The 25,356-nt window shown below is 56.6% G+C and carries 26 protein-coding genes; 19 read left to right on the top strand and 7 right to left on the bottom strand.

The features are described from left to right. Window positions 1-45: 45 nt before the first annotated feature. The 7 genes from Q0903_RS06250 to Q0903_RS06220 all read left to right on the top strand — a co-directional run bounded on the left by Q0903_RS06250 (window position 46) and on the right by Q0903_RS06220 (window position 8,381). Window positions 46-1,026: an Hsp33 family molecular chaperone HslO gene (locus tag Q0903_RS06250; protein ID WP_299026562.1), complete on the top strand. Its 981-nt coding sequence runs from the start codon at window positions 46-48 to the stop codon at window positions 1,024-1,026. Further along, window positions 1,019-1,615, top strand: coding sequence for a CoA pyrophosphatase (locus Q0903_RS06245; RefSeq protein WP_299414490.1), 597 nt, complete (start codon window positions 1,019-1,021; stop codon window positions 1,613-1,615). The genes Q0903_RS06250 and Q0903_RS06245 overlap by 8 nt, the downstream gene beginning before the upstream one ends. Next, window positions 1,591-2,775 (top strand): CCA tRNA nucleotidyltransferase, encoded by a 1,185-nt coding sequence (locus tag Q0903_RS06240; RefSeq protein WP_299413811.1) that lies wholly within the window; start codon window positions 1,591-1,593, stop codon window positions 2,773-2,775. The genes Q0903_RS06245 and Q0903_RS06240 overlap by 25 nt, the downstream gene beginning before the upstream one ends. Before the next feature lie 57 nt (window positions 2,776-2,832). After that, on the top strand, window positions 2,833-4,680 hold the full coding sequence (locus tag Q0903_RS06235; protein ID WP_299413808.1) for an ABC transporter ATP-binding protein: 1,848 nt from the start codon (window positions 2,833-2,835) through the stop codon (window positions 4,678-4,680). Then, a complete protein-coding gene (locus Q0903_RS06230; RefSeq protein ID WP_299413805.1) occupies window positions 4,677-6,509 on the top strand; it encodes an ABC transporter ATP-binding protein in 1,833 nt (610 codons plus the stop codon). Before Q0903_RS06235 ends, Q0903_RS06230 begins: the two co-directional genes overlap by 4 nt. A 39-nt stretch (window positions 6,510-6,548) precedes the next feature. Beyond that, window positions 6,549-7,766 carry a class I SAM-dependent RNA methyltransferase gene (locus Q0903_RS06225; RefSeq protein WP_299026550.1) on the top strand — a complete coding sequence of 406 codons (1,218 nt, stop codon included), beginning with the start codon at window positions 6,549-6,551 and terminating at the stop codon, window positions 7,764-7,766. A gap of 117 nt (window positions 7,767-7,883) precedes the next feature. Next, the gene (locus Q0903_RS06220; protein WP_299026547.1) at window positions 7,884-8,381 is read left to right on the top strand and encodes a L,D-transpeptidase family protein; all 498 of its coding nucleotides are present in this window, start codon (window positions 7,884-7,886) and stop codon (window positions 8,379-8,381) included. Between the two features lie 16 nt (window positions 8,382-8,397). On the opposite strand, the gene Q0903_RS06215 is transcribed toward Q0903_RS06220, so the two are convergent. Beyond that, window positions 8,398-8,907, bottom strand: a complete 510-nt coding sequence (locus Q0903_RS06215) for a CAP domain-containing protein (RefSeq protein WP_299413802.1) — start codon at window positions 8,905-8,907, stop codon at window positions 8,398-8,400. Between the two features lie 163 nt (window positions 8,908-9,070). On the opposite strand from Q0903_RS06215, the gene Q0903_RS06210 reads away from it, so the two are divergent. Continuing rightward, window positions 9,071-9,685, top strand: coding sequence for a L,D-transpeptidase (locus Q0903_RS06210; RefSeq protein WP_299026542.1), 615 nt, complete (start codon window positions 9,071-9,073; stop codon window positions 9,683-9,685). A gap of 145 nt (window positions 9,686-9,830) precedes the next feature. Further along, a complete protein-coding gene (locus Q0903_RS06205; RefSeq protein WP_299026540.1) occupies window positions 9,831-10,010 on the top strand; it encodes a hypothetical protein in 180 nt (59 codons plus the stop codon). A 112-nt stretch (window positions 10,011-10,122) separates the two neighbouring features. On the opposite strand, the gene hemH is transcribed toward Q0903_RS06205, so the two are convergent. Then, window positions 10,123-11,187, bottom strand: a complete 1,065-nt coding sequence (hemH, locus tag Q0903_RS06200) for a ferrochelatase (protein WP_299413798.1) — start codon at window positions 11,185-11,187, stop codon at window positions 10,123-10,125. A 51-nt stretch (window positions 11,188-11,238) separates the two neighbouring features. Further along, entirely contained in the window at window positions 11,239-12,039 is an 801-nt protein-coding gene (locus Q0903_RS06195; RefSeq protein WP_299413795.1) for a methyltransferase domain-containing protein, read from the bottom strand. Window positions 12,040-12,068: 29 nt separating this feature from the next. Between Q0903_RS06195 and Q0903_RS06190 the strand changes: the two genes are divergently transcribed. From Q0903_RS06190 to Q0903_RS06175, 4 genes are read left to right on the top strand one after another with little or no spacing between them, the layout of a single operon-like run. Next, on the top strand, window positions 12,069-12,797 hold the full coding sequence (locus Q0903_RS06190; protein ID WP_299413792.1) for a ComF family protein: 729 nt from the start codon (window positions 12,069-12,071) through the stop codon (window positions 12,795-12,797). Window positions 12,798-12,833: 36 nt separating this feature from the next. After that, on the top strand, window positions 12,834-13,091 hold the full coding sequence (grxC, locus tag Q0903_RS06185; RefSeq protein ID WP_299026531.1) for a glutaredoxin 3: 258 nt from the start codon (window positions 12,834-12,836) through the stop codon (window positions 13,089-13,091). After that, complete coding sequence (locus tag Q0903_RS06180) at window positions 13,088-13,921, top strand: carbon-nitrogen hydrolase family protein (RefSeq protein WP_299413788.1); 834 nt, start codon at window positions 13,088-13,090, stop codon at window positions 13,919-13,921. Before grxC ends, Q0903_RS06180 begins: the two co-directional genes overlap by 4 nt. Then, window positions 13,918-14,352: a MarR family transcriptional regulator gene (locus Q0903_RS06175; RefSeq protein WP_299026527.1), complete on the top strand. Its 435-nt coding sequence runs from the start codon at window positions 13,918-13,920 to the stop codon at window positions 14,350-14,352. The genes Q0903_RS06180 and Q0903_RS06175 overlap by 4 nt, the downstream gene beginning before the upstream one ends. 7 nt (window positions 14,353-14,359) lie before the next feature. Here the strand turns inward: Q0903_RS06175 and ubiG are convergent, their stop codons facing one another. After that, complete coding sequence (ubiG, locus tag Q0903_RS06170) at window positions 14,360-15,109, bottom strand: bifunctional 2-polyprenyl-6-hydroxyphenol methylase/3-demethylubiquinol 3-O-methyltransferase UbiG (RefSeq protein ID WP_299026525.1); 750 nt, start codon at window positions 15,107-15,109, stop codon at window positions 14,360-14,362. Between the two features lie 50 nt (window positions 15,110-15,159). On the opposite strand from ubiG, the gene pip reads away from it, so the two are divergent. The 6 genes from pip (at window position 15,160) to infB (ending at window position 22,396) form a co-directional block, all read left to right on the top strand. Continuing rightward, complete coding sequence (pip, locus tag Q0903_RS06165; protein WP_299026523.1) at window positions 15,160-16,131, top strand: prolyl aminopeptidase; 972 nt, start codon at window positions 15,160-15,162, stop codon at window positions 16,129-16,131. Further along, the gene (locus Q0903_RS06160; RefSeq protein WP_299413785.1) at window positions 16,128-16,958 is read left to right on the top strand and encodes an ABC transporter substrate-binding protein; all 831 of its coding nucleotides are present in this window, start codon (window positions 16,128-16,130) and stop codon (window positions 16,956-16,958) included. Before pip ends, Q0903_RS06160 begins: the two co-directional genes overlap by 4 nt. A gap of 124 nt (window positions 16,959-17,082) precedes the next feature. Next, on the top strand, window positions 17,083-17,661 hold the full coding sequence (gene rimP / locus Q0903_RS06155; RefSeq protein WP_299026518.1) for a ribosome maturation factor RimP: 579 nt from the start codon (window positions 17,083-17,085) through the stop codon (window positions 17,659-17,661). Continuing rightward, window positions 17,661-19,271 (top strand): transcription termination factor NusA, encoded by a 1,611-nt coding sequence (gene nusA, locus Q0903_RS06150; protein ID WP_299026517.1) that lies wholly within the window; start codon window positions 17,661-17,663, stop codon window positions 19,269-19,271. The genes rimP and nusA overlap by 1 nt, the downstream gene beginning before the upstream one ends. Before the next feature lie 23 nt (window positions 19,272-19,294). Next, entirely contained in the window at window positions 19,295-19,915 is a 621-nt protein-coding gene (locus Q0903_RS06145; protein ID WP_299026516.1) for an RNA-binding protein, read from the top strand. Window positions 19,916-19,924: 9 nt separating this feature from the next. Continuing rightward, window positions 19,925-22,396: a translation initiation factor IF-2 gene (gene infB / locus Q0903_RS06140; RefSeq protein WP_299413780.1), complete on the top strand. Its 2,472-nt coding sequence runs from the start codon at window positions 19,925-19,927 to the stop codon at window positions 22,394-22,396. 331 nt (window positions 22,397-22,727) lie between these two features. Here infB and mutT read toward each other — a convergent pair whose 3' ends face one another. The 3 genes from mutT to Q0903_RS06125 are packed head-to-tail and all read right to left on the bottom strand — an operon-like array spanning window position 22,728 to window position 25,212. Continuing rightward, on the bottom strand, window positions 22,728-23,126 hold the full coding sequence (gene mutT / locus Q0903_RS06135) for an 8-oxo-dGTP diphosphatase MutT (protein ID WP_299413777.1): 399 nt from the start codon (window positions 23,124-23,126) through the stop codon (window positions 22,728-22,730). Beyond that, window positions 23,123-24,349: a bifunctional glutamate N-acetyltransferase/amino-acid acetyltransferase ArgJ gene (gene argJ, locus Q0903_RS06130; RefSeq protein WP_299413774.1), complete on the bottom strand. Its 1,227-nt coding sequence runs from the start codon at window positions 24,347-24,349 to the stop codon at window positions 23,123-23,125. Before argJ ends, mutT begins: the two co-directional genes overlap by 4 nt. A gap of 8 nt (window positions 24,350-24,357) precedes the next feature. Then, window positions 24,358-25,212 carry a peptidylprolyl isomerase gene (locus Q0903_RS06125; RefSeq protein ID WP_299026509.1) on the bottom strand — a complete coding sequence of 285 codons (855 nt, stop codon included), beginning with the start codon at window positions 25,210-25,212 and terminating at the stop codon, window positions 24,358-24,360. Window positions 25,213-25,356 lie beyond the last annotated feature (144 nt).

The raw sequence follows: 25,356 nt of genomic DNA, 5'->3' as shown, positions 1-25,356 counted from the left end.
CATAGGCACGGTATGCCAAGCGCTTCGCGGTAAGGATAGACGAAAATGACAGATTCAAACAGCAGCGGGTGGGACGACACGGTTCTGCCATTCCAGCTTGATAATTCCGATATGCGCGGGCGCATTGCACGGCTTGATACAGCCCTTGCCGGAATTTTGGAGCAGCACAATTATCCCCCACAAGTCGAAGCCTTGGTGGCCGAGATGGCGTTGCTGACTGCGTTGATCGGCCAGACGATCAAGCTGCGGTGGAAGCTGCAGTTGCAGGTCCAGTCCAAAGGTCCTGTGCGGATGATCGCCACTGATTATTATGGCCCACAGACCGAAGGCGGCCCCGCGCGTATCCGTGCTTATGCCAGCTACGATGCGGATCGCCTGACAGAGGGTGCGCCCATCGATCAGATCGGCGAAGGGTACTTTGCGGTGATGATTGATCAGGGCAAAGGCATGACGCCCTATCAGGGCATTGCACCCCTCTCCTCCGAGAGCTTGTCAAAATCTGCTGAAGGCTATTTTGCCCAATCTGAGCAGCTTCCTACGCGTTTTGAGCTGAGTTTTGGCAAGTCAACTACATCGGATGAAGCCGATCGCTGGCGCGCGGGCGGGGTGATGCTGCAGCACATGCCAAAAGCATCGCCTTTTGCTGCACAGCAGGAGGGATCTGGTGATATCGTGCAGCCCGTTGATCTATTGGACGAGGATGAGCGTGAGAACTGGAAACGCGTGAACATCCTGCTCGACACCGTTGATGATCTGGAACTGATCGGCCCCACGCTGGAGCCATCGGATGTATTGCTGCGTCTGTTCCATGAGGAGCGTCCCCGCGTCTTTGAAAAACAACGCGTGCATTTCGGCTGTACCTGTTCGGAAGATCGCGTGCGGCAAAGCCTGTCGATCTATTCAGCCAAAGACATCAGCACCATGACCACTGACGACGGCCGCGTGACGGCTGATTGTCAGTTCTGTGGCGCGCATTATGATCTTGATCCCGCTTCAGTCGGTTTTGATGCTGAAACGGATGCATAACCAGCTTGAACACTTCCGTAATGCACTGGCGCAGACGGGTGTGGGGTCGTCGGACTTTGATCTAAATCCCGATACGGTGCTTCCAGCGGGGCGCAAACTGCGCCCTGCCGGTGTGCTTGCACCCATCATCGAGGATGCAAACGGTCTCAGTCTGCTGCTGACCAAACGCGCAGCAGCGCTAAAGCATCATCCGGGTCAGATCGCGTTTCCGGGAGGCAAGCAAGACGAAGGCGATGCCGATGTGGTTGCTGCCGCGTTGCGCGAAGCGCACGAAGAGATTGGTCTGCCGCCCGCGAATGTCGAAGTTTTGGGCACGTTGCCGCCCCATGAAACTGTGACCAGCTTTCACGTCACGCCTGTGATCGGTTTTGTGAAAGGACCGTTCGATATCCGCCCGGAACCTGGCGAAGTCGACGAAGTGTTCGCTGTGCCGCTGGAGCATGTGCTGGACCCTGACAATTATCTGATCCAGTCGCGCCGTTGGCGTGGGCAGATGCGCCACTATTTTGTCGTGCCTTACGGACCCTATTACATTTGGGGCGCAACAGCGCGTATGTTGCGGGCATGGACCGAGATTATTCAAAAATAGATCCTGTTGATGCGCCGTGGCTGACCGCTCCGTCAGCCTGCGCTGTGATGGATGCGATTATTGCGGGCGGGCATTCGGCCTACTTTGTGGGCGGTTGTGTGCGAAACGCGCTGTTAGGTGCTCCAGTAAGCGATGTTGATATCGCGACAAGCGCTGTGCCGGATCAGATCATGGCGCTTGCGAGGGACGCGGGCCTGAAACCTGTTCCAACCGGCATTGATCACGGGACGATAACTGTCGTGTCGGGTGGCGTGGGGTATGAGGTCACGACATTCCGCCGCGATGTACAGACCGATGGTCGGCGTGCGGTGGTCGCGTTTTCTACAGATATTTCGGACGATGCCAGCCGTCGCGATTTCACTATGAACGCTCTTTATGCTGATCGCCATGGCGCTGTTGTTGACCCTCTGGGCGGTTTGCCTGACCTGCGCGCGCGCCATGTGCGGTTTATCGAAAACGCGGATATGCGCATCCGAGAAGACTATTTGCGCACGCTGCGTTATTTCAGATTTCATGCGTGGTATGGAGATACCGCGCAGGGGATGGATCCTGATGCGCTGGCGGCGATAGCTGCGAACCTTGATGGGCTAACGACCCTCTCGGCGGAGCGGATCGGAGCCGAGGTGTCAAAGCTGCTTTCGGCGTTTGATCCGTCCACCGCTTTGGCCGCGATGAGCCAAACAGGCGTGTTAGGAACGATTTTATCAGGTGCCGATATACGTTTCGTTCTTTTGATGATCCATAGTGAACAGGCGCTTGGCGTTTCCCGTGACTGGATCGGGCGGTTGGTCGCGCTGGGAGGGGAAGACGTTCCAGAACGCCTGCGGCTGAGCAAAGCGGAACAGCAGAGATATGCGATTATTCATGCCGCTGCATATGAAGGAAAGTGCTTGTTAGAGACTTCTTTTGATCATGGTGCAGCGATTGCTGCGCAAGCCTACCTGCTCCGCAACGCCCTCTCCGAGAGCATGCCTGACGCGGAATTTATCGGAACTCTGAGGGCAGCGGAGGCACAGGTATTTCCGATATCAGCCCGTGATCTGATGCCCGCGTATCAGGGGGCGAAATTGGGCGCGCGGCTGGCACAGCTGAAATCGGCATGGATCGCATCGCACTTCAAACTTACCAAAGATGCGCTACTGTCACTGCCAGCCCCGTGATGCGCGTTGACGATGCATCAAATCTGTCAAAGTTAGTCTCTATTTAAGGCCATGCCTATGTTCCGCTTCTTTGAAAACCTTGTCGACCCGTATGAGGACTACCCGCCTGATGACCGTCCGCCGCGTGATTTGTGGTCGTTCTTTATGGGCTATAGCAAGCCATTCAAAAAAGTGTTCGCCCTCACGGCCTTCATGTCGATCGTTGTTGCAGCGGTCGAAGTCGGGCTGATCTATTACATGGGCCGTATCGTTGATCTGCTGGATCAAAACCCAGAGGAGATGTGGGCGCGTCATGGCACCGAACTCATCATCGTGGCGCTGTTCATCGTGTTTTTGCGCCCGATTTTTCAGGCGATTGATGTGGCGCTGGTAAGTAACGCGATCCTCCCGAACTTTGGGACGTTGATCCGCTGGCGGGCGCACCGACAGGTTTTGCGCCAGTCCGTTGGCTGGTTCGAGAATGATTTTGCGGGCCGCATTGCAAACCGCATCATGCAAACACCCCCCGCAGCGGGCGAGGTGGTTTTTCAGGCCTTTGACGCGATTTCTTTTTCGCTAGCTTATCTGATTGGTGCCGCAATTCTGTTGACGTCGGCTGATCCGCGCCTGCTCCTGCCGCTGGTGATCTGGTTTGGCGTGTATTTTATGCTGTCGCGCTGGGCGATCCGGCGCATCGGGCCAGCGTCCAAAGCGGCGTCTGACGCGCGCTCGGTTGTAACGGGGCGGGTGGTGGATGCCTATACCAACATCCATTCGGTAAAAATGTTCGCCCATCACGACCGCGAAGAACTCTATGCAAAGGAAGCTATTGAGAAAGCACGCCGCACGTTTCAGATAGAGCAGCGGATTTACACGATCATGGATTTTTCGTTGGTGTTGCTCAACGGTCTGTTGATCGTCGGTGTTGTTGGTTGGGCCTTGGCCCTGTGGATCGGGGGTGAGGCGAGCGTGGGCACTGTCGCTGCTGCCGCTACTTTGACGCTGCGCCTTAATTCTATGACGGCATGGATTATGTGGGCGCTGTCTGCATTCTTTCGTCAGCTGGGGGTCGTGGCCGAAGGGATGGAGACGATTGCGCAACCGATCACGCTGGTCGATGCCCTGAACGCAAAGCCGCTTGCGTTGACGGACGGGCGGATCGAAATGCAGGCATTGACCCATCACTACGGGCGCACTTCGGGTGGATTGAATGCTGTCGATCTGGTGATTGAGCCTGGTCAAAAAGTGGGGCTGATAGGGCGGTCGGGTGCAGGCAAATCGACTTTGCTCAAGTTGTTGCTGCGGTTCTATGATGCCGAAGCGGGCAAGATCATGATTGACGGTCAGGAGATTACAGAAGTTACCCAAGACAGTTTGCGCCGCCAGATCGGAATGGTGCAACAAGACAGTGCCTTGCTCCACCGTTCGGTTCTTGAAAATATCCGTTATGGCCGCCCTGACGCCACCGAGGAGGAAGCGGTCGCTGCCGCCCGTCAAGCCGAGGCGCATGATTTCATTCAAGAGCTGCAAGATCCTGAAGGGCGCACCGGATACGCTTCGCGTGTTGGCGAACGTGGCGTTAAGCTGTCGGGCGGTCAGCGGCAACGCGTAACGCTTGCGCGCGTTATCCTCAAGGACGCGCCGATCTTGTTGTTGGATGAGGCCACAAGTGCATTGGATAGCGAGGTCGAGGCGGCGATCCAGAAAACGCTCTATGGCATGATGGAGGGTAAGACCGTAATTGCCATTGCCCACCGCCTGTCAACCATCGCGCGAATGGACCGGATTCTGGTGCTGGATGAGGGGCAGATCGTTGAAGATGGTACACATGACGCGCTTTTGGCGTCAGGCGGGCTATATGCCCAGTTCTGGGCGCGTCAATCAGGCGGGTTCCTTCAGATAGATGAGGAAGAAGAAACCGCGTGAATATCGGAGACTGGATCAATCCTTTTCGCCCCGCTGACGGGCCCCCCCCGCAAACATTGGGTGCCTTCATGCGCTGGTGCCTCTCGGGGGCATGGCCCGCATTGTGGTTGGCGGCGGCGTTGTCCGCAGTCGCTGGCGCGCTGGAGGCGGGCACAGCCTTGATCCTTGGTTGGGTGATTGATGCCGCCGTCGCGAGTGGACCGGATGCATTTTTTGACGGTCAGAACACTGCGATGATTGCGGTGGCTATCGGGTTTTTCCTGGTTGCGCGGCCGTTGTTCTTTGGTCTCTCTGCTGCGTCTAACGCGATTATTGTGCAGCCCAACGTGAACCCTTTGGTGTTGTCGCGCCTGCATCGTTGGTCGCTGGGTCAGAACGTGACTTTCTTTGACGATGATTTTGCGGGCCGTATCGCGCAAAAGCAGATGCAGGCCGCGCGTGCCGTGACGGATGTCGCGTCGGAGATGATTAATGTGGTGGCCTTTGCGCTGGCGTCGCTGGTGGGGTCAGTGCTGCTGCTGACGGCGATCAACGGTTGGGTTGCTGTGGGGCTTGCTGTTTGGCTGGTGCTTTATTTCGCGCTGATCAATTGGTTCTTGCCACGCATTCGCGCACGCTCTGCCGCGCGTGCGGGTGCGCGATCGCTGGTGTCGGGGCAGGTGGTTGACACAATTACCAACATCAAGACAGTCAAACTTTTCGCCCATGACGATTATGAGGACCGCGCGGCATTGGATGCGATGGGCAGCTTTCGCAACCGTTCGCTTGAGTTCGGATATCTCGCCGCTGGCTTTCGCTTTGCGCTGATGAGCCTTGCTGGCATCCTGCCTGTGCTGCTGATTGGTGCGACAGTATTTCTGTGGCAGCGCGATATGGCCAGTGCGGGTGACATTGCGGCAGCGGGTGCGATTTCGATCCGGATCGCGCAAATGACGGGCTGGGTCAGCTTCACGCTTATGGCGATCTATTCGAATATTGGTGAGGTAGAGGACGGGATGCGTACCTTGACCCCGCGCACAAGGCTGGAAAACGCCGAAGGCGCCCCCGCCTTGGTTGCCGAAGAGGGCGAGGTCAAATTCGATGGTTTGCAGTTTAACTATGGCCGTGAAAATGGCGGGATCGAGCAGATCGATCTGACCATTGCCGCAGGTGAGAAATTGGGCGTGGTCGGGGCATCGGGTGCGGGTAAATCGACACTCGTTGCGCTGATGCTAAGGCTATATGAGGCCGAAAAGGGCAGGATTGTAATCGACGGTCAAGACATCCGTGATGTGACACAGGAAAGCCTGCGTCGGTCCATCGCGATGGTCACGCAGGAAACTGCGATGTTCAACCGCTCAGCCCGCGATAACATCATGTATGGCCGTCCTGATGCGACTGAAGACGAGATGATAGAGGCGGCGAGAAAAGCCGAGGCACATGAGTTCATTCTTGAGCTTGAGGATCACAAAGGCCGCACAGGGTATGACGCACATCTGGGCGAGCGCGGCGTGAAGCTATCCGGTGGGCAACGCCAGAGGATCGCTTTGGCGCGTGCCATTCTCAAAGATGCGCCTATTCTGGTGCTGGATGAGGCGACAAGTGCGTTGGACAGCGAGGTCGAAGCCTCGATCCAGAGCGCGCTGGAGCGGGTGATGCAGGGTAAGACCGTGATGGCGATTGCGCACCGTCTATCCACGTTGCGGGAGATGGACAGGATCGTCGTTCTGGCGGGTGGCCGCATTGTTGAGACTGGCACGCATGAGGCGCTGTTGGCCCAAGGTGGTCTTTACGCCGGCTATTGGGAGCGGCAGTCAGGCGGCTTTCTGGATATCAAAGCCGCAGAATAGGGGCTGGCGCGGGTTAACGCGCGGCGCTATGGCGGGGGTATGACAGAGTATAAAATCACACGCCTTGGCCTTTATGGCGACGGTATCGCCGAAGGCCCCGTCTTTGCCCCCATGACCCTCCCCGGAGAGATCGTCACAGGTACACTGGATGGATCAACGCTGAGTGATGTGAAAATCATCACTCCGTCCGAGGAACGGGTGGCGCCGCCCTGTCGTCATTTCAAAGCTTGTGGCGGTTGCCAGTTGCAACATGCCTCTGACCCGCTTGTTGCTGCGTGGAAAACCGATGTGATTGCGCAGGCTTTGGCGGCGCAGGGCATCCGCACCGAGATCAGGCCGATCCTCACTTCGCCCGCCCAATCCCGCCGCCGTGCGACATTTGCGGCGCGCCGTACGAAAAAGGGGACAATGTCTGGGTTTCACGGACGCGCCTCTGGCACCGTTATCGAGATTCCCGATTGCCAACTGGTTGAACCTGCTCTTCTGGCCGCGCGTGAGATCGCCGAAAGCCTGGCAGAGCTGGGCGGCAGCCGCAAAGCCACGCTGGCTGTGACAGTGACGACCTCGCCGCGGGGTTTGGACGTGCAGGCCAGCGGCGGCAAGCCTCTGGACGGCCCGCTGCGGATCACGCTCGCGGGGTTGTGTGAAAGCCGTGGGTTTGCCCGCCTGACGTGGGAAGACGAAGTGATTGCCCAACGCGCACCCCCGGTGCAACGCTTTGGCAAGGCCGATGTATGTCCGCCTCCGGGTGCGTTTATGCAAGCCACTGCCCATGGTGAGGCGCAATTGCTGGCCGCTGTGCAAGAGACTGTTGCTGGGGCCAAGCGCATTGTTGACCTGTTTGCAGGCTGCGGCACATTCACCCTGCCGCTGGCCGAACACGCCGAGGTATTCGCCGTTGAAGGGGAGCGCGAGATGTTGGAGGCCATGGACAAAGGCTGGCGCATGGCCAAGGGCCTCAAGACTGTAAGCCATGTGGCGCGTGATCTTTACCGTCGTCCATTACTGCCTGATGAGTTCAGGAAATTTGACGCCGTGGTTATGGACCCGCCCCGCGCAGGTGCCGAAGCACAGACAGCCGAGTTGATCCGAAGCGACATAAAGCGCATCGCGTATGTGTCGTGTAACCCTGTGACCTTTGCCCGTGATGTTGCCCAAATGGTTGCGGGCGGTTTCACGCTGGATTGGGTGCAGCCAGTGGATCAATTCCGCTGGTCGTCGCATGTGGAACTTGCCGCGCAGCTGTCCCGCTCATAACTCTGCGAAAAAATGCCCATGATCACGAAAAATTACAAATTGACGTCTTTGTGAAGCGCGTCAAACTTGTTATGCTGTAAGCAATAATGATCCGACAACGGATAGGGCAGCAGGCATATGAAACGTAGACATCTGATATTGGGTGGCGCAGCAGTTGCGACTCTTGGGGCATGTACCCCCAGTAAATTCAAGCGGTACAATGGCCCTGATGTCACGGGCATCGTCGTCAATAAGGGCGATAGAAAAATGTACCTGCTCAATAAAGAGCGCGTGCTGAAAGAATACGACATTTTTCTAGGATTTGCGCCTGAAGGGCATAAGCAGATTGAAGGCGATGGTAAAACGCCCGAAGGCATCTACCGTATTGATCGCCGCAACCCTAACAGCCGCTTTCATCTGTCGCTTGGTATTTCTTATCCCAACGCTGAAGATATTCGCGTGGCCCGTGCGATGGGTAAATCACCTGGTGGTGAGATCTTTATTCATGGTCAACGTCACCCCATGCGTTTGGACAAGGGTGATTGGACATGGGGCTGCATTGCTGTGAGCAACAAAGAGATGGAGCGTATCTACGCTATGGTTCAGGATGGCACGCCGATTGCCATAAACCCGTAAGTGCAGTTCGGGCGGCTTAGCCGCCCATCACAAGCGTCCACCAGATTTTACCATTTTCTTCCTGATACCAGGAAAACCCCATTTTACGCGCATCGGGTGACATGATGATCCGTCGCGTATCGGGCTGCGACATCCACGCTCCAAGTGTTTCAAGCTCTGACTCGTACGTTTCCGAGATCACTTCGCCTACAAGAGGACCCGCAAACCCCACACGGCGAACACGATCAACGGGCGACGAGCCGTCCGATCCGAAGTGCCATGGACGGTTTTGTACCTGCATGTCTCGTGAGTGTGTCGCGGCGGCGGCTGTCAGTTGGGAATCAAGCTCAACCGGAGGAAGTGCAGATGATGTGCGCAGCGTGTTAACCGAATCCAGCATACGGAACGGGATTTTCCCCGCTTCGCGCTGGCTGATCTTGTAGGCCGTGGCGATCGGGCGGCCGTCCGCGCCGACCGACGGACCAGCAGGCTGGCAGGCCGCGAGGCCCAGTACAGCAACCATTAGAACGGTGAAAAGACGGATCATTACGCTACTCCAAGCCTAAATGTGTGGGTGAGCCATACATGCTGAGGTGCAACACTTCAAATACACTTCGCAGTGAACCGCCCATGTCACACGGGTTTGATTTGAAAACGTGTCTTTGGCGCAATATATGACTGATATGAGCTTTTTTAGCCGGAGACATGAAATGTCAGACCATACTTTCAAAATGAACACCCGCCGCGGGTTCCTTGCAGGGAGCGCCGCTATGCTGGCCGCACCCGCAATCGCACAGACCACGGGCGCGGATGTGAACAGCCAAACAACAACCGAGACAGAGCGCGACCTGACCGAAGTCGTCCGTCGCAATATCTCCAGCTTTCGCACGCTTAACTGGCAGCCGTATTTCAGCAATACAAAGAACGGTGCGATCCTTGTAGATATTGATAGCCGCGCTGTTCATTTCTGGTCCGAAGATCAAAGCGAGTACAAATTGTACCCCTCCAGTGTGCCGCTGACCCAAGAGCTGACCCGCCGTGGTCGCACGCAGGTGACACGCAAAGTCGAAGGCCCCAGCTGGCGGCCGACCCCTTCGATGCTAGAGCGGAACCCGGAGTGGCCCAAGTTTATCGGCCCTGGCCCTGACAATCCGTTGGGTACTCATGCGCTGTATCTCAGCTGGACCTACTACCGGATTCACGGCACCCATGACACGCGCAAAATCGGGCGTCGTTCATCAAACGGGTGCATCGGCCTCTATAACGAGCATATTGCCGAATTGTTTGGCAAAGCCAAAGTAGGCACTCAGGTGTTGCTAATTTGACGACATTTTGTTGATACTCGTGAGTGTGGAGTGAATGTCTGTTCCAATCAACGCGCAGATGCTATTTACGAAATATCACGAGGTAAGTCTTAGGCGCGTTTCATGCTGAGAATCGTGGCGCGCCATCTTCTGGAGGTTATTTACTATGAAAAAACTCGTTCTCGCTGCTGCTCTGACAGCTGCTGCTTCTTCCGCTTCCGCTGGCTCGCTGGCAGATCCGATCATCGAAGCACCGGTTATCATTGAAGAAGCATCCAGCTCTTCCGCTGGCGTTCTGGTTCCAATCCTGCTTTTGGTTCTGGTTGCTGCAGCTCTGGCTGACTAAATTTCGGTCTATGACTGATATGAAAAAGGCGGTGCAGTGCACCGCCTTTTTTCTGTTCTAGCTATCGGATTGTGAGAGGCGGCGCTAATCGACCGCATCGAGGTAGGTGGACCTAGATCCAGCCTTTCAAATTATCGCGGATGATATTCGACAGCGCATCAATATGTGCGTCATCGTCGTTGAGGCACGGGATATAGGTGAAGTGTTCGCCACCTGCCTCTTCGAAGCTCTCGAAAATCTCTTCGTTGATCTCCTCAAGCGTTTCGATGCAGTCAGCCGAGAATGCAGGCGCGCAAACGGCGATGTTCTTTTTGCCCTGCTCGGCCAGACGTGCGACTTCTTCTACAGTATAGGGCTGCAACCATTCTTCCGGGCCGAATTTCGACTGGAAGGTTGTCTTGATCTCTGTGTCGTCCCAACCCAGCCGCTCTTTCAGCAGACGCGTGGTTTTCTGACATTGGCAATGGTAGGGATCGCCCTCCATCAGGTAACGCTTCGGTACGCCGTGATAGGAACACACAAGGATATCGGGCCGCGTATCAAGCTCGGCGTATTTTGCTTCGATGGATTTTGCCAATGCGTCGATGTAATCGGGGCGGTCAAAATAGGGCTGCACGGTACGGCTTGCAGGCTGCCATTTTTCCTTCCCCAGCGCCTCAAAGAACTTATCACAGGCAGTGGCCGATGTTGCACCTGCGTAGTGTGGATAGAGCGGAAAGAACAAAATCTTCTGACATCCGGCTTTGACCAGCTTTTCAACTTTGCTTTGCGTGGAGGGATTTCCGTAGCGCATACAGAAATCGACCATCACCTCATCGCCATATGCCTTCTTCATCTCGGCCGCGATCTTGACTGTCTGCGCCTTGGTGATTGTCATCAAGGGGCTTTCGCCGTCTGCTTCGTTCCAGATCGACTTATAGGCGGCCCCAGAGGTAAACGGACGCTTTGTCAGGATCACCAGTTGGAGCAGCGGTTGCCAAAGCCACGGGGAATAGTCGATCACACGGCGGTCCGACAGGAATTCACCCAGATAGCGGCGCATAGACCAATAGTCATAATTGTCAGGCGTTCCTAGGTTGCCGACAAGCACGCCGATCTTGGGCTGTGGTACTGGTGGGTGATCAGCATCAGCGTGGATCGGGCATTTGGCTGTCTCGGCGGCGTGCGTATCTTTCATCGGACTGTCCTGCATGGTGTAGGCCTTCACATAGATAGATTTTGCTTGGGGTCAATCGCGCAGGGGCTTTTCTGGTATCCCCAGCGCATCGGCAAGCCGTGTTTTTGCCGACCCCGGGCGCAGGGGCTGTGGCTGTGATGCATCCGGTGCCCATCCTGTCAGCACCTGAAGCTCAAAGCTAGCGCGGAGTCTTCCGGAGGGCGCGGCAAAGTGATGCGCATAGAGAGCTTGTGCATGATCAAACACCGCACGCCGGGTCGGTTGGCGCAAACGTGTCGCCAACGCATTGGCTTCGCCCATTGCACGGATATCGAGCATCAGGTGCCAGATGTCGCGATATTCAACTGTTAGTGTCGTTGTGTCCGCTACTGGCAGGGAAAATCCGGCCCGTTGCAGCAATCCACCCAGATCGCGCAATTCGGGCAAGGGGGCGATGCGGGGCGATAGGCCACCCGTTACCGCGATTTCGGCTTCGCCCAAAGCACGGCGGAGTTCTTGTAGAGTGTCCCCGCCAAAGCTGACTGCGATGAACAGGCCGTCCGGTCGCAACGCACGGCGGCACTGGATCAATTGCCCAACGGGATCATTCGCCCAATGTAGCGCCATCATATGTGCCACAAGATCATGGGACTGCGGCGCAAGATCTATTGTTTCCGCATCAGCAACAATCTTGGCGCCCGCATAATGGTGCGCCCAAAAGCCGGTGTGGCCTGTCACCAAAGCTGCGTCCGTAAACGACTTGTTAACCATATCCAGACGATCCTGAAGTTCGGTCAACGCGGCTTCGTGCAGAAACATGCCGTCTGCGGTGGCACGGGTGCGATGCGCTGCAAGAGCGCGGATGTCTGTCATCGGTTTGGTCATAGGGGGTACATAGGCTGGTGTTGGCGCAACTTCAAACAGCTGTATCGCTGATTTACCCGCCGCGCTGCATCACCTGTGGCGACACGGTAGAAAGTGATTTTGGTCTTTGCGGTACGTGTTGGCGCGACACTTCGTTTCTGGGGGGCGTGATTTGTGATGGATGCGGTGTGCCGCTCACAGCAGGCGGGCAGGGTGACGTGCATCATTGCGACACCTGCCTTAATGCGCCGCCGCCTTGGGTGCAGGGCCGTGCTGCCCTCGTCTACAAAAATACCGGTCGCAAGCTGGTGCTGGCGCTCAAACACGGCGACAGACAGGAAATGGCCAAGCCTGCAGGCCTATGGATGGCGAATATGATGCGCGGAACGTTGGCCGCGGACACGCTTGTAGTGCCTGTCCCCCTGCATTGGTCACGTCTGCTGAAGCGCCGCTATAACCAGTCTGCCTTGCTGGCCAGATCGGTTGCCCGAAAACTGGATTTGCCGTGGTGCCCTGATGCGTTGGTGCGTACCCGCCGCACGCTCGCCCTGGAAGGGATGAGCCGTGAGGCCCGCTTTAAAATGCTGGACAACGCAATCAAACCCCATCCACGACGCGGCGCTCAGATGTTGGGCAAGCCCGTGCTGCTGATCGACGATGTCATGACCACTGGTGCGACCCTTATGGCATGTACGCAGGCCTGTCAGGCTGCTGGGTCAGGCTCCGTTCGTGTGCTGACCCTAGCAAGAGCGGTCAAAGACGCTTAAATCCTTTCTCAACTTATGTTGAAAAAGGACCACGCCATGAACACCGTCGAAATCTATACGTCCCCGCTCTGCGGCTTTTGCCATGCGGCCAAGCGTTTGTTGAACCAGAAGGGGATCAGCTTTTCCGAGGTTGATGTGCTGGCCAACCCCGACCGCAAACCCGAGATGATACAGCGTGCGAACGGGGGCCGTACCGTGCCGCAGATATTCGTTGGTGATGTGCATGTGGGCGGCTGCGACGATCTGTATGCACTTGAGCAAGCAGGCAAGCTCGACGCGTTGCTGGCCGCATGAAGATAGCCATTCTCCAGCTGAACGTGAGCGATGATCCGGCTGCCAATCTGGCAGGAACGCGTGCGCATCTGGCCGAGGCAGCGGCGCAGGGGGCAGCGTTTGTTCTTACCCCCGAAGTGACCAACTGCATCTCGACCAACCGCGACCACCAGCGCAGCGTGTTGTATCATGAGAAGGATGATCCGACATTGGCAGCCCTGCGTGCGGATGCTGCTGCGCTGGGCGTATGGCTGTTGATCGGCTCTCTCGGCCTCAAGACCGAAGATGCGGACGGGCGTTTTGCCAACCGTTCGTTCCTGATCGACGACACGGGCGGGATTGTTGCGCGGTATGACAAAATTCACATGTTCGATGTGCAGGTTACACAGACGGAGACATGGAAAGAATCAGCTGCCTATCGCCCGGGATCGCAAGCAGTGCTGGCACAAACCCCTTTCGCTAAAATCGGAATGACGATTTGCTATGATGTCCGCTTTCCTGCGCTCTATCAGGCGTTGGCAGATGCGGGTGCGCAAATAATGACGGTTCCGGCAGCGTTTTCGCCCGTAACAGGGGCAGCACATTGGCATACCTTGCTGCGGGCGCGGGCGATTGAGACGGGATGTTTTGTGATCGCACCGGCGCAGACGGGTACGCACAGCAGCACAGCACATAAAACCCGCGATACTTACGGTCATTCGCTGGTGGTGGCGCCTTGGGGCGAAGTCATCATGGACGCAGGGACAGTTGCAGGGCTATATCTATGCGAGATTGACCTGACCCAAACCGACGCTGCCCGCGCGCGCGTCCCCAGCATGACCCACAAGCGCCCTTTTGACGGACCAACATGAGCGAGACTTCCAACACTTTGGCAATTATGCTGTTCAGCGAAATTCTGGGAACAGATCAGATTTTGCGCAGCAGGCTGGGCAAGGTCCTGCCAAAAGGTATGGAGATTTCTCATTTCTCGGTCCTAAACCATCTCGCTTGGCGCGATGGGGAGCGTTCGCCCGCGCAGTTGGCCGAGACATTTCACGTCACGCGGGGCGCGATGACCAACACACTCAATAAACTGGAGTGGGCAGGCTATATCCACATCCGCCCCGATTGGGATGATGCACGGCGCAAGATGGTAGCCCTCAGTCCGGCAGGCCGCCATGCGCGTGATTCGGCCCTCAGCACGATTGCACCCATGATCACACAAATTGTCGAAGATCTGGGGGAGGACAAAGCGCGGTCCGCCCTCCCCATTCTGCGCGAATTGCGCAACAAGCTGGGCTAGGGGCTGTTCAGTATTTCGGCTTCAGGCTGGCTGTTACATAATTCACGCTCAGATCGCGTGCCGACAGGCTCCAGCTCCATAAGATCGGGTTAAACACAAAACCCTTGCGATCCACGGGTTTTAGTCCGGCCTCGTCCAACAGCTTGTATAACTCGTCTGGCGTGATGAATTTGGACCACTCATGGGTGCCTTTCGGCAACCAGCGCATGACATGCTCTGCACCTATGATTGCTACTACATATGATTTCGGATTGCGGTTGAGGGTTGAGCAGATGTGCAATCCACCTGGCTTCAGCAATTGCCGACAAGCGGTCAGATAGCTTATCGGAGAAGCGACATGCTCAACCACTTCCATGTTCAGCACCACATCAAATTGCTCACCTGCTTCTGCCATCGCTTCGGCTGTGGTGTGGCGATAATCGATATCAAGGCCAGATTGCGCAGCATGGATTTGCGCCACGGGGATATTGCCCGCAGCAGCATCGGCACCAACAACATCGGCACCCAACCGCGCCATCGGCTCGGACAGCAGCCCCCCGCCGCAGCCGATATCAAGGATGCGTAGGCCTTTGAACGGAGCCTGCTCTGTCAGATCGCGGTCAAACTCGCCCGCAATCTGGTCTGTGATATAATCCAGTCTGCACGGGTTGAGCATGTGCAAAGGCTTGAATTTACCTTCCGTGTCCCACCACTCGGCAGCCATCGCTTCGAATTTTGCGACCTCATCAGGGTCAACCGTGCTTTGATGCGCTTGCATTTCGGCGCTCCTCGTATTCAATGTCGTCTTTCGTACTATATAGGCAGGTAATGGATAAGACCCCTGATCAAAAGCGCGCAGTGCAATATCTGTATCCCCCTATCGACCCGTTCGATCGGCGGATGCTGGCCGTAGGGCAGGGGCATACAGTTTATGTCGAGCAATGTGGCAACCCTGACGGGATTCCCGTTGTTGTGCTGCATGGTGGCCCAGGCGGCGGGTGCAGTCCGTCGATGCGTCGTTACTTTGACCCTGACAAATATCGTGTCATCCTGTTTGACCAGCGCGGTTGTGGCCGTTCGACGCCCCATGCTTCCTGTGTGGATAACACCACATGGCATCTAGTTGCCGATATCGAACTGATTCGCGAAACGCTGGGCATTGCCCAATGGGTCGTCTTTGGCGGCAGCTGGGGTGCGACACTTTCGCTGATCTACGCCCAGACCCATCCGGCTGCTGTACGCAATCTGGTACTGCGCGGCGTCTTTCTGATGACGCAGAGCGAGCTGGACTGGTTTTATGGCGGTGGTGCGGGCAAATTCTGGCCCGAGGTTTGGGATAAATTCACCGCACTTGTGCCGCACGACGAGCGTGACGATTTTATCAAGGCCTACCATCGTCGCCTCTTCTCGGATGATATGTCGCTGCAGACCCGCTATGCGCGGGCATGGTCGGGATGGGAGAACGCATTGGCGTCGATATCGTCTTCGGGTCAAATGATTGAGGGACCAGGGGAATATGCACGCGCTTTTGCGCGGCTTGAGAACCACTATTTCATCAATGCCGGCTTTTTGGAGTACGACGGCCAGATTCTGGCCCAGATGGACCGGATTGCGCATATTCCCGGTGTGATCGTGCAGGGCCGCTATGACATGATTTGCCCGCCTCACAGCGCCTATTCGATTGCCAAAGCATGGCCGAAGTCCGAGCTGAAAATGGTACGCAACGCGGGGCACGCCCTGAGCGAGCCTGGTATCAGTGCAGAGTTGGTGCGTGCCATGGACCGGATCGCAGCAACATGAGCCGTAAGCCCCTTGATCGTCGTGCGTTATTTGCCAGTGGTGCTGCGGCAGCGCTTTTGGCGGCGGCTGGGGTAAGTGCGGGGCCGTTGCCACAGCGCGGTGGCAAATTGCGTTTGGCGCTTTCTGGCGCGTCGCGCAGTGATGACTGGGTTCAGGGCGACGGGTTATTCATGCAGGTGGCAAGGGTTGGACTTGTATTTGAAACGCTCACCGAAGTAGCTGCTGACGGAACGTTGCGTGGTGCGCTCGCGACGGGCTGGACCAGCAGCGACGATGCAACTGTCTGGACCTTTGATCTGCGCAGCGGTGTATCTTTCCATGACGGGGCGGATTTGACGTCAGCAGATGTCGTCCATAGCCTTTCAGGGATTGGTGCAGTGCGCGCTCTCTCGCCATCGCGTTTTCAGATTACGCTGGATTCGCCTGATGCGGAGCTTCCTTTCACCCTTGCGCATCCTTCGCACATCCTTCGCCCCGCGCATGTGGCAAAGGGTGATATTGGCACAGGTCTCTACCGTGTGGAGCGGTTTGCGGCTGGTCAGCAATTGCTGACCACGCGTGTGGCGTCACATTGGAAGGATGGACAAGCGGGCTGGTTTGACGCGGTCGAGCTTGTCTCGATCCCCTCTAGCGATGTGCGTGTTCAGGCAGTCGCAGAGTATCTCGTGGATGGTGCGGATGTGGTCGATGCCTCCGCGCTGGGCGGTTTTGACGATATCGCTGTCTGGAACGGGCAGGCTGTTTCGCGCAGTATCGCGATGCCTGCCGTATTGGGCCAAGGTGTGTTTGACGATCTGCGCGCGCCACAGCGGTGGTGGGGGGCTTGATGTTCCGGGCTTCCCCGCGTATATGAACTTCCAACAGCGGCGCGCTCGGGTCCAAACCAAGCGCCCACCGAACCTCTGATACGGGCCGCGCGCCCGTTTTTTTGTGCCTGAAGGCAATATACTTATGAACAACGATCTGATTGCAAAAGCAGCGATGGACCGCCGTCTGGCGGAAATCATCACCCCAGTCATTGAGGACATGGGGTTTGAGCTGGTTCGCGTGCGTCTGATGACAGGCAAGGCATCAACACTGCAAGTGATGGCCGACAAACCTGACGGCGGTATCGAGGTGGATGATTGCGCCCAGATCAGCACTGCTATTGGCGCGGTACTGGATGTCGAAGACCCGATCACAGATGAATACGCGCTTGAGGTATCTTCCCCCGGGATCGACCGCCCGCTGACGCGCCTCAAAGATTTTGCGAATTTCGAGGGATATGAGGCGAAGATCGAAACAGATGATCTGATCGACGGCCGCCGCCGCTTTAAGGGCCAGTTGGCGGGTGTCGAGGGAGACGAAGTTCTGATCAACATCGAAGAAGGCACAGTAGGCCTGAAATTCGAATGGCTGACAGATGCCAAGCTGGTCCTGACGGACGAGCTGATCAAGGAAATGCTGCGCCAGCGCAAAGCGGCTGGTGCAATCGACGAAACTCAATTCGATGAAGTGCAGACACACATGTCTGACGAGGGAGAGAAATAATGGCCATTACATCCGCAAACCAGCTGGAGCTTTTGCAAACCGCCGAAGCTGTCGCCCGTGAAAAGATGATCGACCCCAATCTGGTGGTCGAGGCGATGGAAGAATCTCTCGCCCGTGCGGCCAAGTCGCGCTATGGCGCGGAGATGGACATTCGGGTGGCGATTGACCGGAAGACAGGTCGCGCAACATTCACCCGCGTGCGTACAGTTGTGGCCGATGACGAGCTTGAGAACTATCAGGCCGAATTTACGGTTGAACAGGCCAAACAGTATATGGCCGATCCCGAAATCGGTCAGGAATTCATCGAAGAAGTGCCGCCTGTTGAAATGGGCCGGATTGCAGCGCAGTCGGCCAAGCAGGTGATCCTTCAGAAGGTCCGTGAAGCCGAGCGTGACCGCCAGTTCGAAGAATTCAAAGACCGCGCAGGCACGATCATCAATGGTTTGGTCAAGCGCGAAGAGTACGGCAATGTTATTGTCGATGTGGGTGCAGGCGAAGCAATTCTGCGCCGCAACGAGAAGATCGGCCGCGAATCGTATCGCCCCAATGACCGTATCCGCGTTTATATCAAAGACGTGCGCCGTGAGCAGCGCGGCCCGCAGATTTTCCTGAGCCGCACCGCGCCCGAGTTCATGGCCGAATTGTTCAAGATGGAAGTGCCCGAAATTTATGACGGCATCATCGAAATCAAAGCAGTGGCCCGTGACCCCGGATCGCGTGCGAAGATTGCCGTGATCAGCTATGATAACTCCATCGATCCTGTCGGGGCCTGTGTTGGTATGCGCGGTAGCCGTGTTCAGGCTGTTGTGAACGAGCTTCAGGGCGAAAAGATCGACATTATTCCGTGGAACGAGGATACACCTACCTTCCTTGTGAATGCGCTTCAGCCCGCAGAAGTATCCAAAGTGGTGCTGGATGAGGAAGCAGGCAAAATCGAAGTTGTTGTCCCCGAAGAGCAGCTTAGCCTAGCGATTGGCCGTCGGGGCCAGAACGTGCGTCTCGCCTCACAGCTGACGGGTCTTGATATTGATATCATGACAGAGGAGCAGGAATCCGAGCGCCGTCAGGCAGAGTTTGAACTGCGCACCAAACTATTCATGGACAACCTTGATCTGGATGAGTTCTTTGCCCAGCTTCTGGTGTCCGAGGGGTTCACCAACCTCGAGGAAGTGGCCTATGTCGAAGTGGACGAGCTGCTTGTGATCGACGGTGTTGACGAAGATACCGCAGCAGAATTGCAGGCCCGCGCCCGTGACGTGCTGGAGGCGCAGAACAAGGCAGCCCTCGATGCCGCACGTGCATTGGGTGCAGAAGACAGCCTTATTGAATTTGAGGGTCTGACACCCCAAATGATTGAAGCGCTGGCCAAAGATGATGTAAAAACACTTGAAGACTTCGCGACCTGTGCGGATTGGGAGCTGGCTGGTGGCTGGACCACCGAAAACGGTGAGCGGATCAAAGATGACGGTGTGCTTGAACCCTTCGAGATGACACTTGAAGAAGCACAGCACATGATCATGACGGCACGTGTATTGCTGGGTTGGGTTGATCCTGCCGAGCTTGAAGCATCAAGCGAAGAAGCTGATGCAGACGAGGAGGCCGAGGCCTGATCGCAGGCCTCGGGGTAGCCGGAATGGGACGCGGTGGCGCATCCAAAGACCGCGAAAGCGGAGCAGAGCGCAAGTGCATTGCCACAGGTGAGGTGCAACCAAAGTACCGCCTCGTGCGTTTCGTTGTTGGACCTGAAGGGCAAGTTGTGCCCGATGTTATGGGCAAGCTGCCTGCGCGCGGTATCTGGGTCACCGCAGATCGCGCGGCCATTGAAACGGCAGCCAAAAAGGGGTTGTTCGCGCGCAGCGCAAAGCAGCCTGTCAAAACACCGGATGATCTGGTGCAGGAAGTAGAACGTCAGCTGGCCCGCCGTGTGGTGGATCTGATTTCGATGCAGCGCAAAGCGGGTAAAGCCGTGGCGGGGTATGAAAAGGTCAAAGGCTGGTTGCAAAACGAAGAGGCGCTGGTGCTGATCCAAGCTGTGGACGGATCTGGACGGGGCAAATCGAAACTGAGTACACCGCACTATGGCCATTACATTGGCTGTCTGACTGCGGATGAATTGGGTTTGGCATTCGGACGCCAAACTGTGATACATGGGGCGCTCGCCTCTGGTGGACTCACTCTGCGTGTTGTAGAGGAGGCCCATAGACTGAACGGCGTGCGCAAAAACGAGGCTGGTATCGACCAGCCGAAAGGATAGACGAGCTAGATGAGCGATAGTGACGGCAGAAAAACACTGGGGCTGGGCGGTTCGCGCCCCAGCAACGTAAAGCAAAGCTTTAGCCACGGACGTACTAAAAACGTCGTGGTGGAGACCAAGCGCAAGCGCGTTGTGGTGCCAAAGCCTGGTGGCCAAAAACAAACCGGCCCTGGTGCGGGCCCTGTTGGTGATCCATCCAGACGCCCCGCAGGAATCACTGATTCCGAGATGGAGCGTCGTCTGAAGGCTGTTCAAGCCGCTAAAGCCCGCGAGGTCGAAGAGGCTGCAGCGCGCGAAGCAGAAGAAAAAGCACGCGCTGAAGATCGCGAGCGCCGCCGCGCCGAAATCGAAGCCAAAGAGCTGGAAGACAAGGCCCGTGAGGAAAGCCTCAAGGCGAAAGCCGAAGAGGAGGAGCGTGCCAAGCGTGAAGCTGTTGCTGCTGCCCAAGCTGCTGCTGCACCCGCAGCCGAGCCTGCACAGGCCCGCGCAGCACCAAACAAGGCACTTCCCGCTGCCACGCCTCGCAAGACCGAGCGTGACCGCGAAGAGACCAACAAAAAGAACCGTCTGGCAGACGATCGCCGCTCGGGCAAACTGACCGTGAATCAGGCGTTGCGCGGTGGCGAAGGTGGCCGTCAACGCTCCATGGCGCAGATGAAGCGCAAACAAGACCGCGCCCGCGCCAAGGCGATGGGTGGCAACGTCGAGCGCGAAAAAATCATTCGCGATGTACAGCTGCCTCCAGCGATTGTTGTGTCCGAATTGGCCGCGCGTATGGCCGAAAAGACCGGAGCTGTTGTTAAGGCGCTTATGCAGTCTGGCTTGATGGTCACACAGAACGAAACGATTGACGCAGACACAGCAGAGCTGATCATCGAAGAGTTCGGCCACAAGGTTGTTCGTGTATCGGACGCTGACGTTGAAGACGTGATCAAGCTTGAAGAAGATGATGCCGCTGATCTGGAGGGCCGCCCTCCTGTCATCACCATCATGGGTCACGTTGACCATGGTAAGACATCTTTGCTGGATGCGATTCGCAAAGCAAAAGTTGTCGCGGGCGAAGCAGGTGGCATTACCCAGCATATCGGGGCCTATCAGGTCACTACCGATGGCGGACAGGTTTTGTCCTTCCTCGACACGCCAGGTCACGCTGCCTTTACCTCCATGCGCTCACGTGGCGCACAGGTCACAGACATTGTGGTTCTGGTGGTCGCGGCGGATGATGCTGTGATGCCTCAAACGATCGAGGCGATTGCCCACGCGAAAGCGGCGCAGGTGCCGATGATTGTGGCGATCAACAAAGTCGATAAACCATCTGCTGATCCGGACAAAGTGCGTGCAGCTCTGCTGCAACACGAGGTTATCGTCGAGAAAATGTCCGGTGACGTGCAGGACGTCGAAGTCTCGGCCATTACGGGTCAGGGCTTGGATGAACTGCTGGAAGCGATCGCTTTGCAGTCCGAAATTCTTGAATTGAAAGCCAACCCTGCTCGTGCCGCTGTTGGTGCCGTGATCGAGGCGAAGCTGGACGTGGGCCGCGGTCCAGTTGCAACTGTTCTGATCCAGAACGGCACGCTGCGTCAGGGCGATATCTTTGTTGTAGGTGAGCAGTACGGTAAAGTCCGTGCGCTGATCGACGATCAGGGCAACCGTATCAAGGAGGCTGGCCCTTCGGTTCCAGTCGAGGTTCTGGGCCTGAACGGCACACCCGAAGCGGGTGATGTTCTGAACGTGACCAGCACCGAAGCACAAGCGCGCGAAATCGCGGAATATCGCGCCAACGCCGCCAAAGACAAGCGCGCTGCGGCGGGTGCAGCAACCACGCTTGACCAGCTCATGGCAAATGCCAAAGCAGACGAAAACGTGTCTGAGCTGCCTATTCTGGTAAAAGCGGATGTGCAGGGTTCTGCCGAAGCGATTGTTCAGGCAATGGAAAAAATCGGCAACGATGAGGTTCGTGTTCGCGTCCTACATTCCGGTGTTGGTGCCATCACGGAAACCGATGTTGGTCTGGCCGAGGCATCGGGTGCGCCGATCATGGGCTTTAACGTCCGTGCAAACGCCTCTGCTCGTAACACGGCCAATCAGAAGGGTGTCGAGATTCGCTATTACTCTGTCATCTATGATCTGGTGGATGATGTTAAGGCGGCGGCCTCTGGCCTGCTAAGCAACGAGATCAAAGAGAACTTCATCGGATATGCAAATATCAAAGAGGTCTTCAAGGTAACGGGTGTCGGCAAAGTCGCTGGTTGTCTGGTTACTGAAGGGGTCGCACGACGCTCTGCCGGTGTACGTCTGCTGCGCGATAACGTGGTTATCCACGAAGGAACGCTCAAGACGCTCAAGCGCTTTAAGGACGAAGTGCCCGAAGTCCAGTCCGGTCAGGAATGTGGTATGGCGTTCGAGAATTATGACGACATCCGCGCCGATGACGTGATCGAAATCTTCACACGTGAAGAAGTGACGCGCACGCTGAGCTGATCTGCGTCGACATAGAAATCGAAAAAGGGGACGGTGCAAAACACCGTCCCCTTTTTTCATGTCAGCCTTTCGGGTGACTTATTTTTTGGTGACAGGCACGCCTGAGTATACGGTGTTGTCAACCTGCACTGCGATACGGCCATCCGGCATAGCGCGTACAAAGGTACCTTGAATAGACACAGAGCTTCCAAGTGTGATGGTACGTAGCATGTAATCCTCCCCAGAATTCATATGAGATTAACAGTAGCTAGTTTGTGCGGTAATTCCATAACAAATCGGAAACAATCGACAGATATTTTAGACAAACAGGAAATTAAATTACCTGATAGCGCTAAAGCCAGTCGCGCAGCACTGCGATCAGCGGGATATCGGCCTCTGGCATCGGATAATCCCGCATCTTTGCCGGTGCCACCCACTTGAGCGTTTGACCTTCCCGCGCGCGGGGCGTCCCCTCCCATTTGCGGCACGCAAACAGAGGCATCATGAGATGGAAATCCTCATAGGAGTGGCTGGCAAAGGTCAGTGGGGCAAGGCAGGACGCCCACGTATCGATCCCCAACTCCTCCTGCAGCTCGCGGATCAGCGCAGCCTCAGGGGTCTCGCCCACCTCAACCTTGCCACCTGGAAATTCCCAAAGGCCCGCCATTGACTTGCCTTCGGGGCGTTGGGCCAGCAACACGCGGCCATCTGTATCAATCAGGGCAACAGCCGATACCAACACCATCTTCATGAGCGATAGTCCGCATTGATCGTGATGTAGCCGTGGGTCAAATCGCATGTCCAGACAGTTGCAACGCCCGACCCGATGCCAATGTCCACGCTGATTACGATATGCTCGCCCTTCATATGGGCTGCTGCCGCTTCCTCCGAGTAGCCTTCCGAACGCCACCCGTCTTTGGCAACCTCTACATCACCAAATCGAATGCTGAGGCGGTCGCGATCTGCCGCCGCGCCGGATTTACCTACGGCCATAACGACACGACCCCAGTTTGGATCTTCCCCTGCAATTGCGGTTTTAACGAGGGGTGAATTCGCAATCGCCAGCCCGTGTACCTTAGCCTCGGAATCCGTTGCAGCACCCGTAATGGCAATCTCGACAAATTTTGTAGCACCCTCACCGTCTCGGACGACCTGATGGGCAAGGTCCAGCATCACACGGTACAAAGCGTCGGCAAACGCTTCATCACTTGTCACATCGACGCCGCTTGCGCCTGTGGCAGCCACGATCAAGCTGTCTGAGGTAGAGGTATCACTGTCAACGGTGATGCTGTTGAATGTCCGCTCGTTCGAGGCAGAAACCAGCGTTTGCAGCGCATCTTGCCCGATCATAGCATCGGTAAATATATAGACAAGCATCGTCGCCATATCTGGCGCGATCATGCCAGACCCCTTCGCAATGCCGGCAATAGAGACAGTCTTGCCGCCTATCTCTATCTGTGCCGATGCGCCTTTGGGGAATGTATCTGTTGTCATAATCGCTTGGGCGGCGGCTTCGATACCATCGGGGTTGGTGGCCGTGGCAAGCGATTTCAGTACAGTGGTAATGCGGTCGTGGGGCAATGGCTCTCCGATCACCCCAGTGGATGACGTAAAGACACGCTCTTGGGGCACCTTGCAAACCTCTGAGACACCTGCGGTGATCGCTTCAACCGCGACGACCCCGCCTTTGCCTGTAAATGCATTGGAATTGCCAGAGTTTACCAAAATGGCGGCACCGGCATCGGCTGGCTTGCCCAGTTTCGCCTGACAGTCCAACACAGGCGCGGACCGTGTGGCAGAGCGGGTGAACGCCCCTGCAATCACCGTACCTGGCACAAGGGTGGCCAGCATCACATCGGTTCGCCCCTGATATTTTACACCCGCGGCAGCAGTTGCAAATGCGACCCCGTCAATCACGGGAAGCGCGGGAAATTCAGCGGGGGCCAGAGGCGAGACCGAAGTGATGTTTGCCATAGTTGTGGTTACTCCAACGCGCCGACTTGCTTGATCACCGATACATCGACCCCTTCAGAGCCGGAGCGGTCAACTTCGGCAGCTGCAGTGACTTCTTCGATCATCTCTTGCGCGCGGATCTGGCGAATTTGCAGCTCAAGCTCGTCGCGGACAGCCTCTAGTGTAGGGGCTTCTTGCACGCGTGTTTCATTGAGTGTGATGATATGCCAGCCGAACTGAGTTTTCACAGGTGCCGATACTGCGCCGACTTCCAGCGCAACAACCGCTGCTTCAAACTCTGGCACCATTGCACCGGTGCCAAACCAGCCCAGTTGCCCGCCGTTGGGGCCAGACGGGCCTGTTGATTTTTCGCGCGCGACGGCGGCAAAATCTGCGCCGCCTTCCAGCTCGGCAACTACGGCAAGGGCTGCTTCCTCTGTCTCTACCAGGATGTGCGAGGCGTTGTATTCGGCCGTCTGCTCAACACTGCTATATTCCTCGTCATAGGCCGCTTGAACATCTGCTTCGTCCAGTGGTGCTTCCATGATGCCGTTGATTGCCTCGCCCGCGGTCAGCGAGCGGCGCTCGTTTTCCAGTTGAAGCTGGACGCGTGCAGGCAGATCGCCTGTGAATTTCTGTTGTAGCGCGGTCTGTTGAACCAGTTGGTCCAAGATGCCCTGAAACAGCACATCATCAGGCAGACCCTGATACTGCTCGGGCAGACCCGCCCATGCCACGATCATGTGACCAACCGTGATTTCCGTGTCACCAACGGTTGCGACAACGGTTGCGGGATCAACGGTTGCTGTCTCTTGTGCTGCTACGGGTAGCGCCAGAGTGGCGGCAAACGCGACAGCGCTCAGAAAAGTGAGGGGTTTTTGCATGGATCGTCCTATCATTCCGGTGCGATTGGGCCGGTTACATTGACTTGGCTTAAGGTGGCCCTTACATCCGCTGTGGGCGCGGCGAACTGCCACCATTCTCCCCTTCTATTTATGGACTGGGTGTTAGCGGGGCAAGCAGATCGC

The sequence above is a fragment of the uncultured Sulfitobacter sp. genome (genome assembly GCF_947502895.1).
Lineage (GTDB): Bacteria > Pseudomonadota > Alphaproteobacteria > Rhodobacterales > Rhodobacteraceae > Sulfitobacter.
Note: the sequence above shows the minus strand (reverse complement) of the source record. Positions and strands in the feature narration are given on the sequence as shown.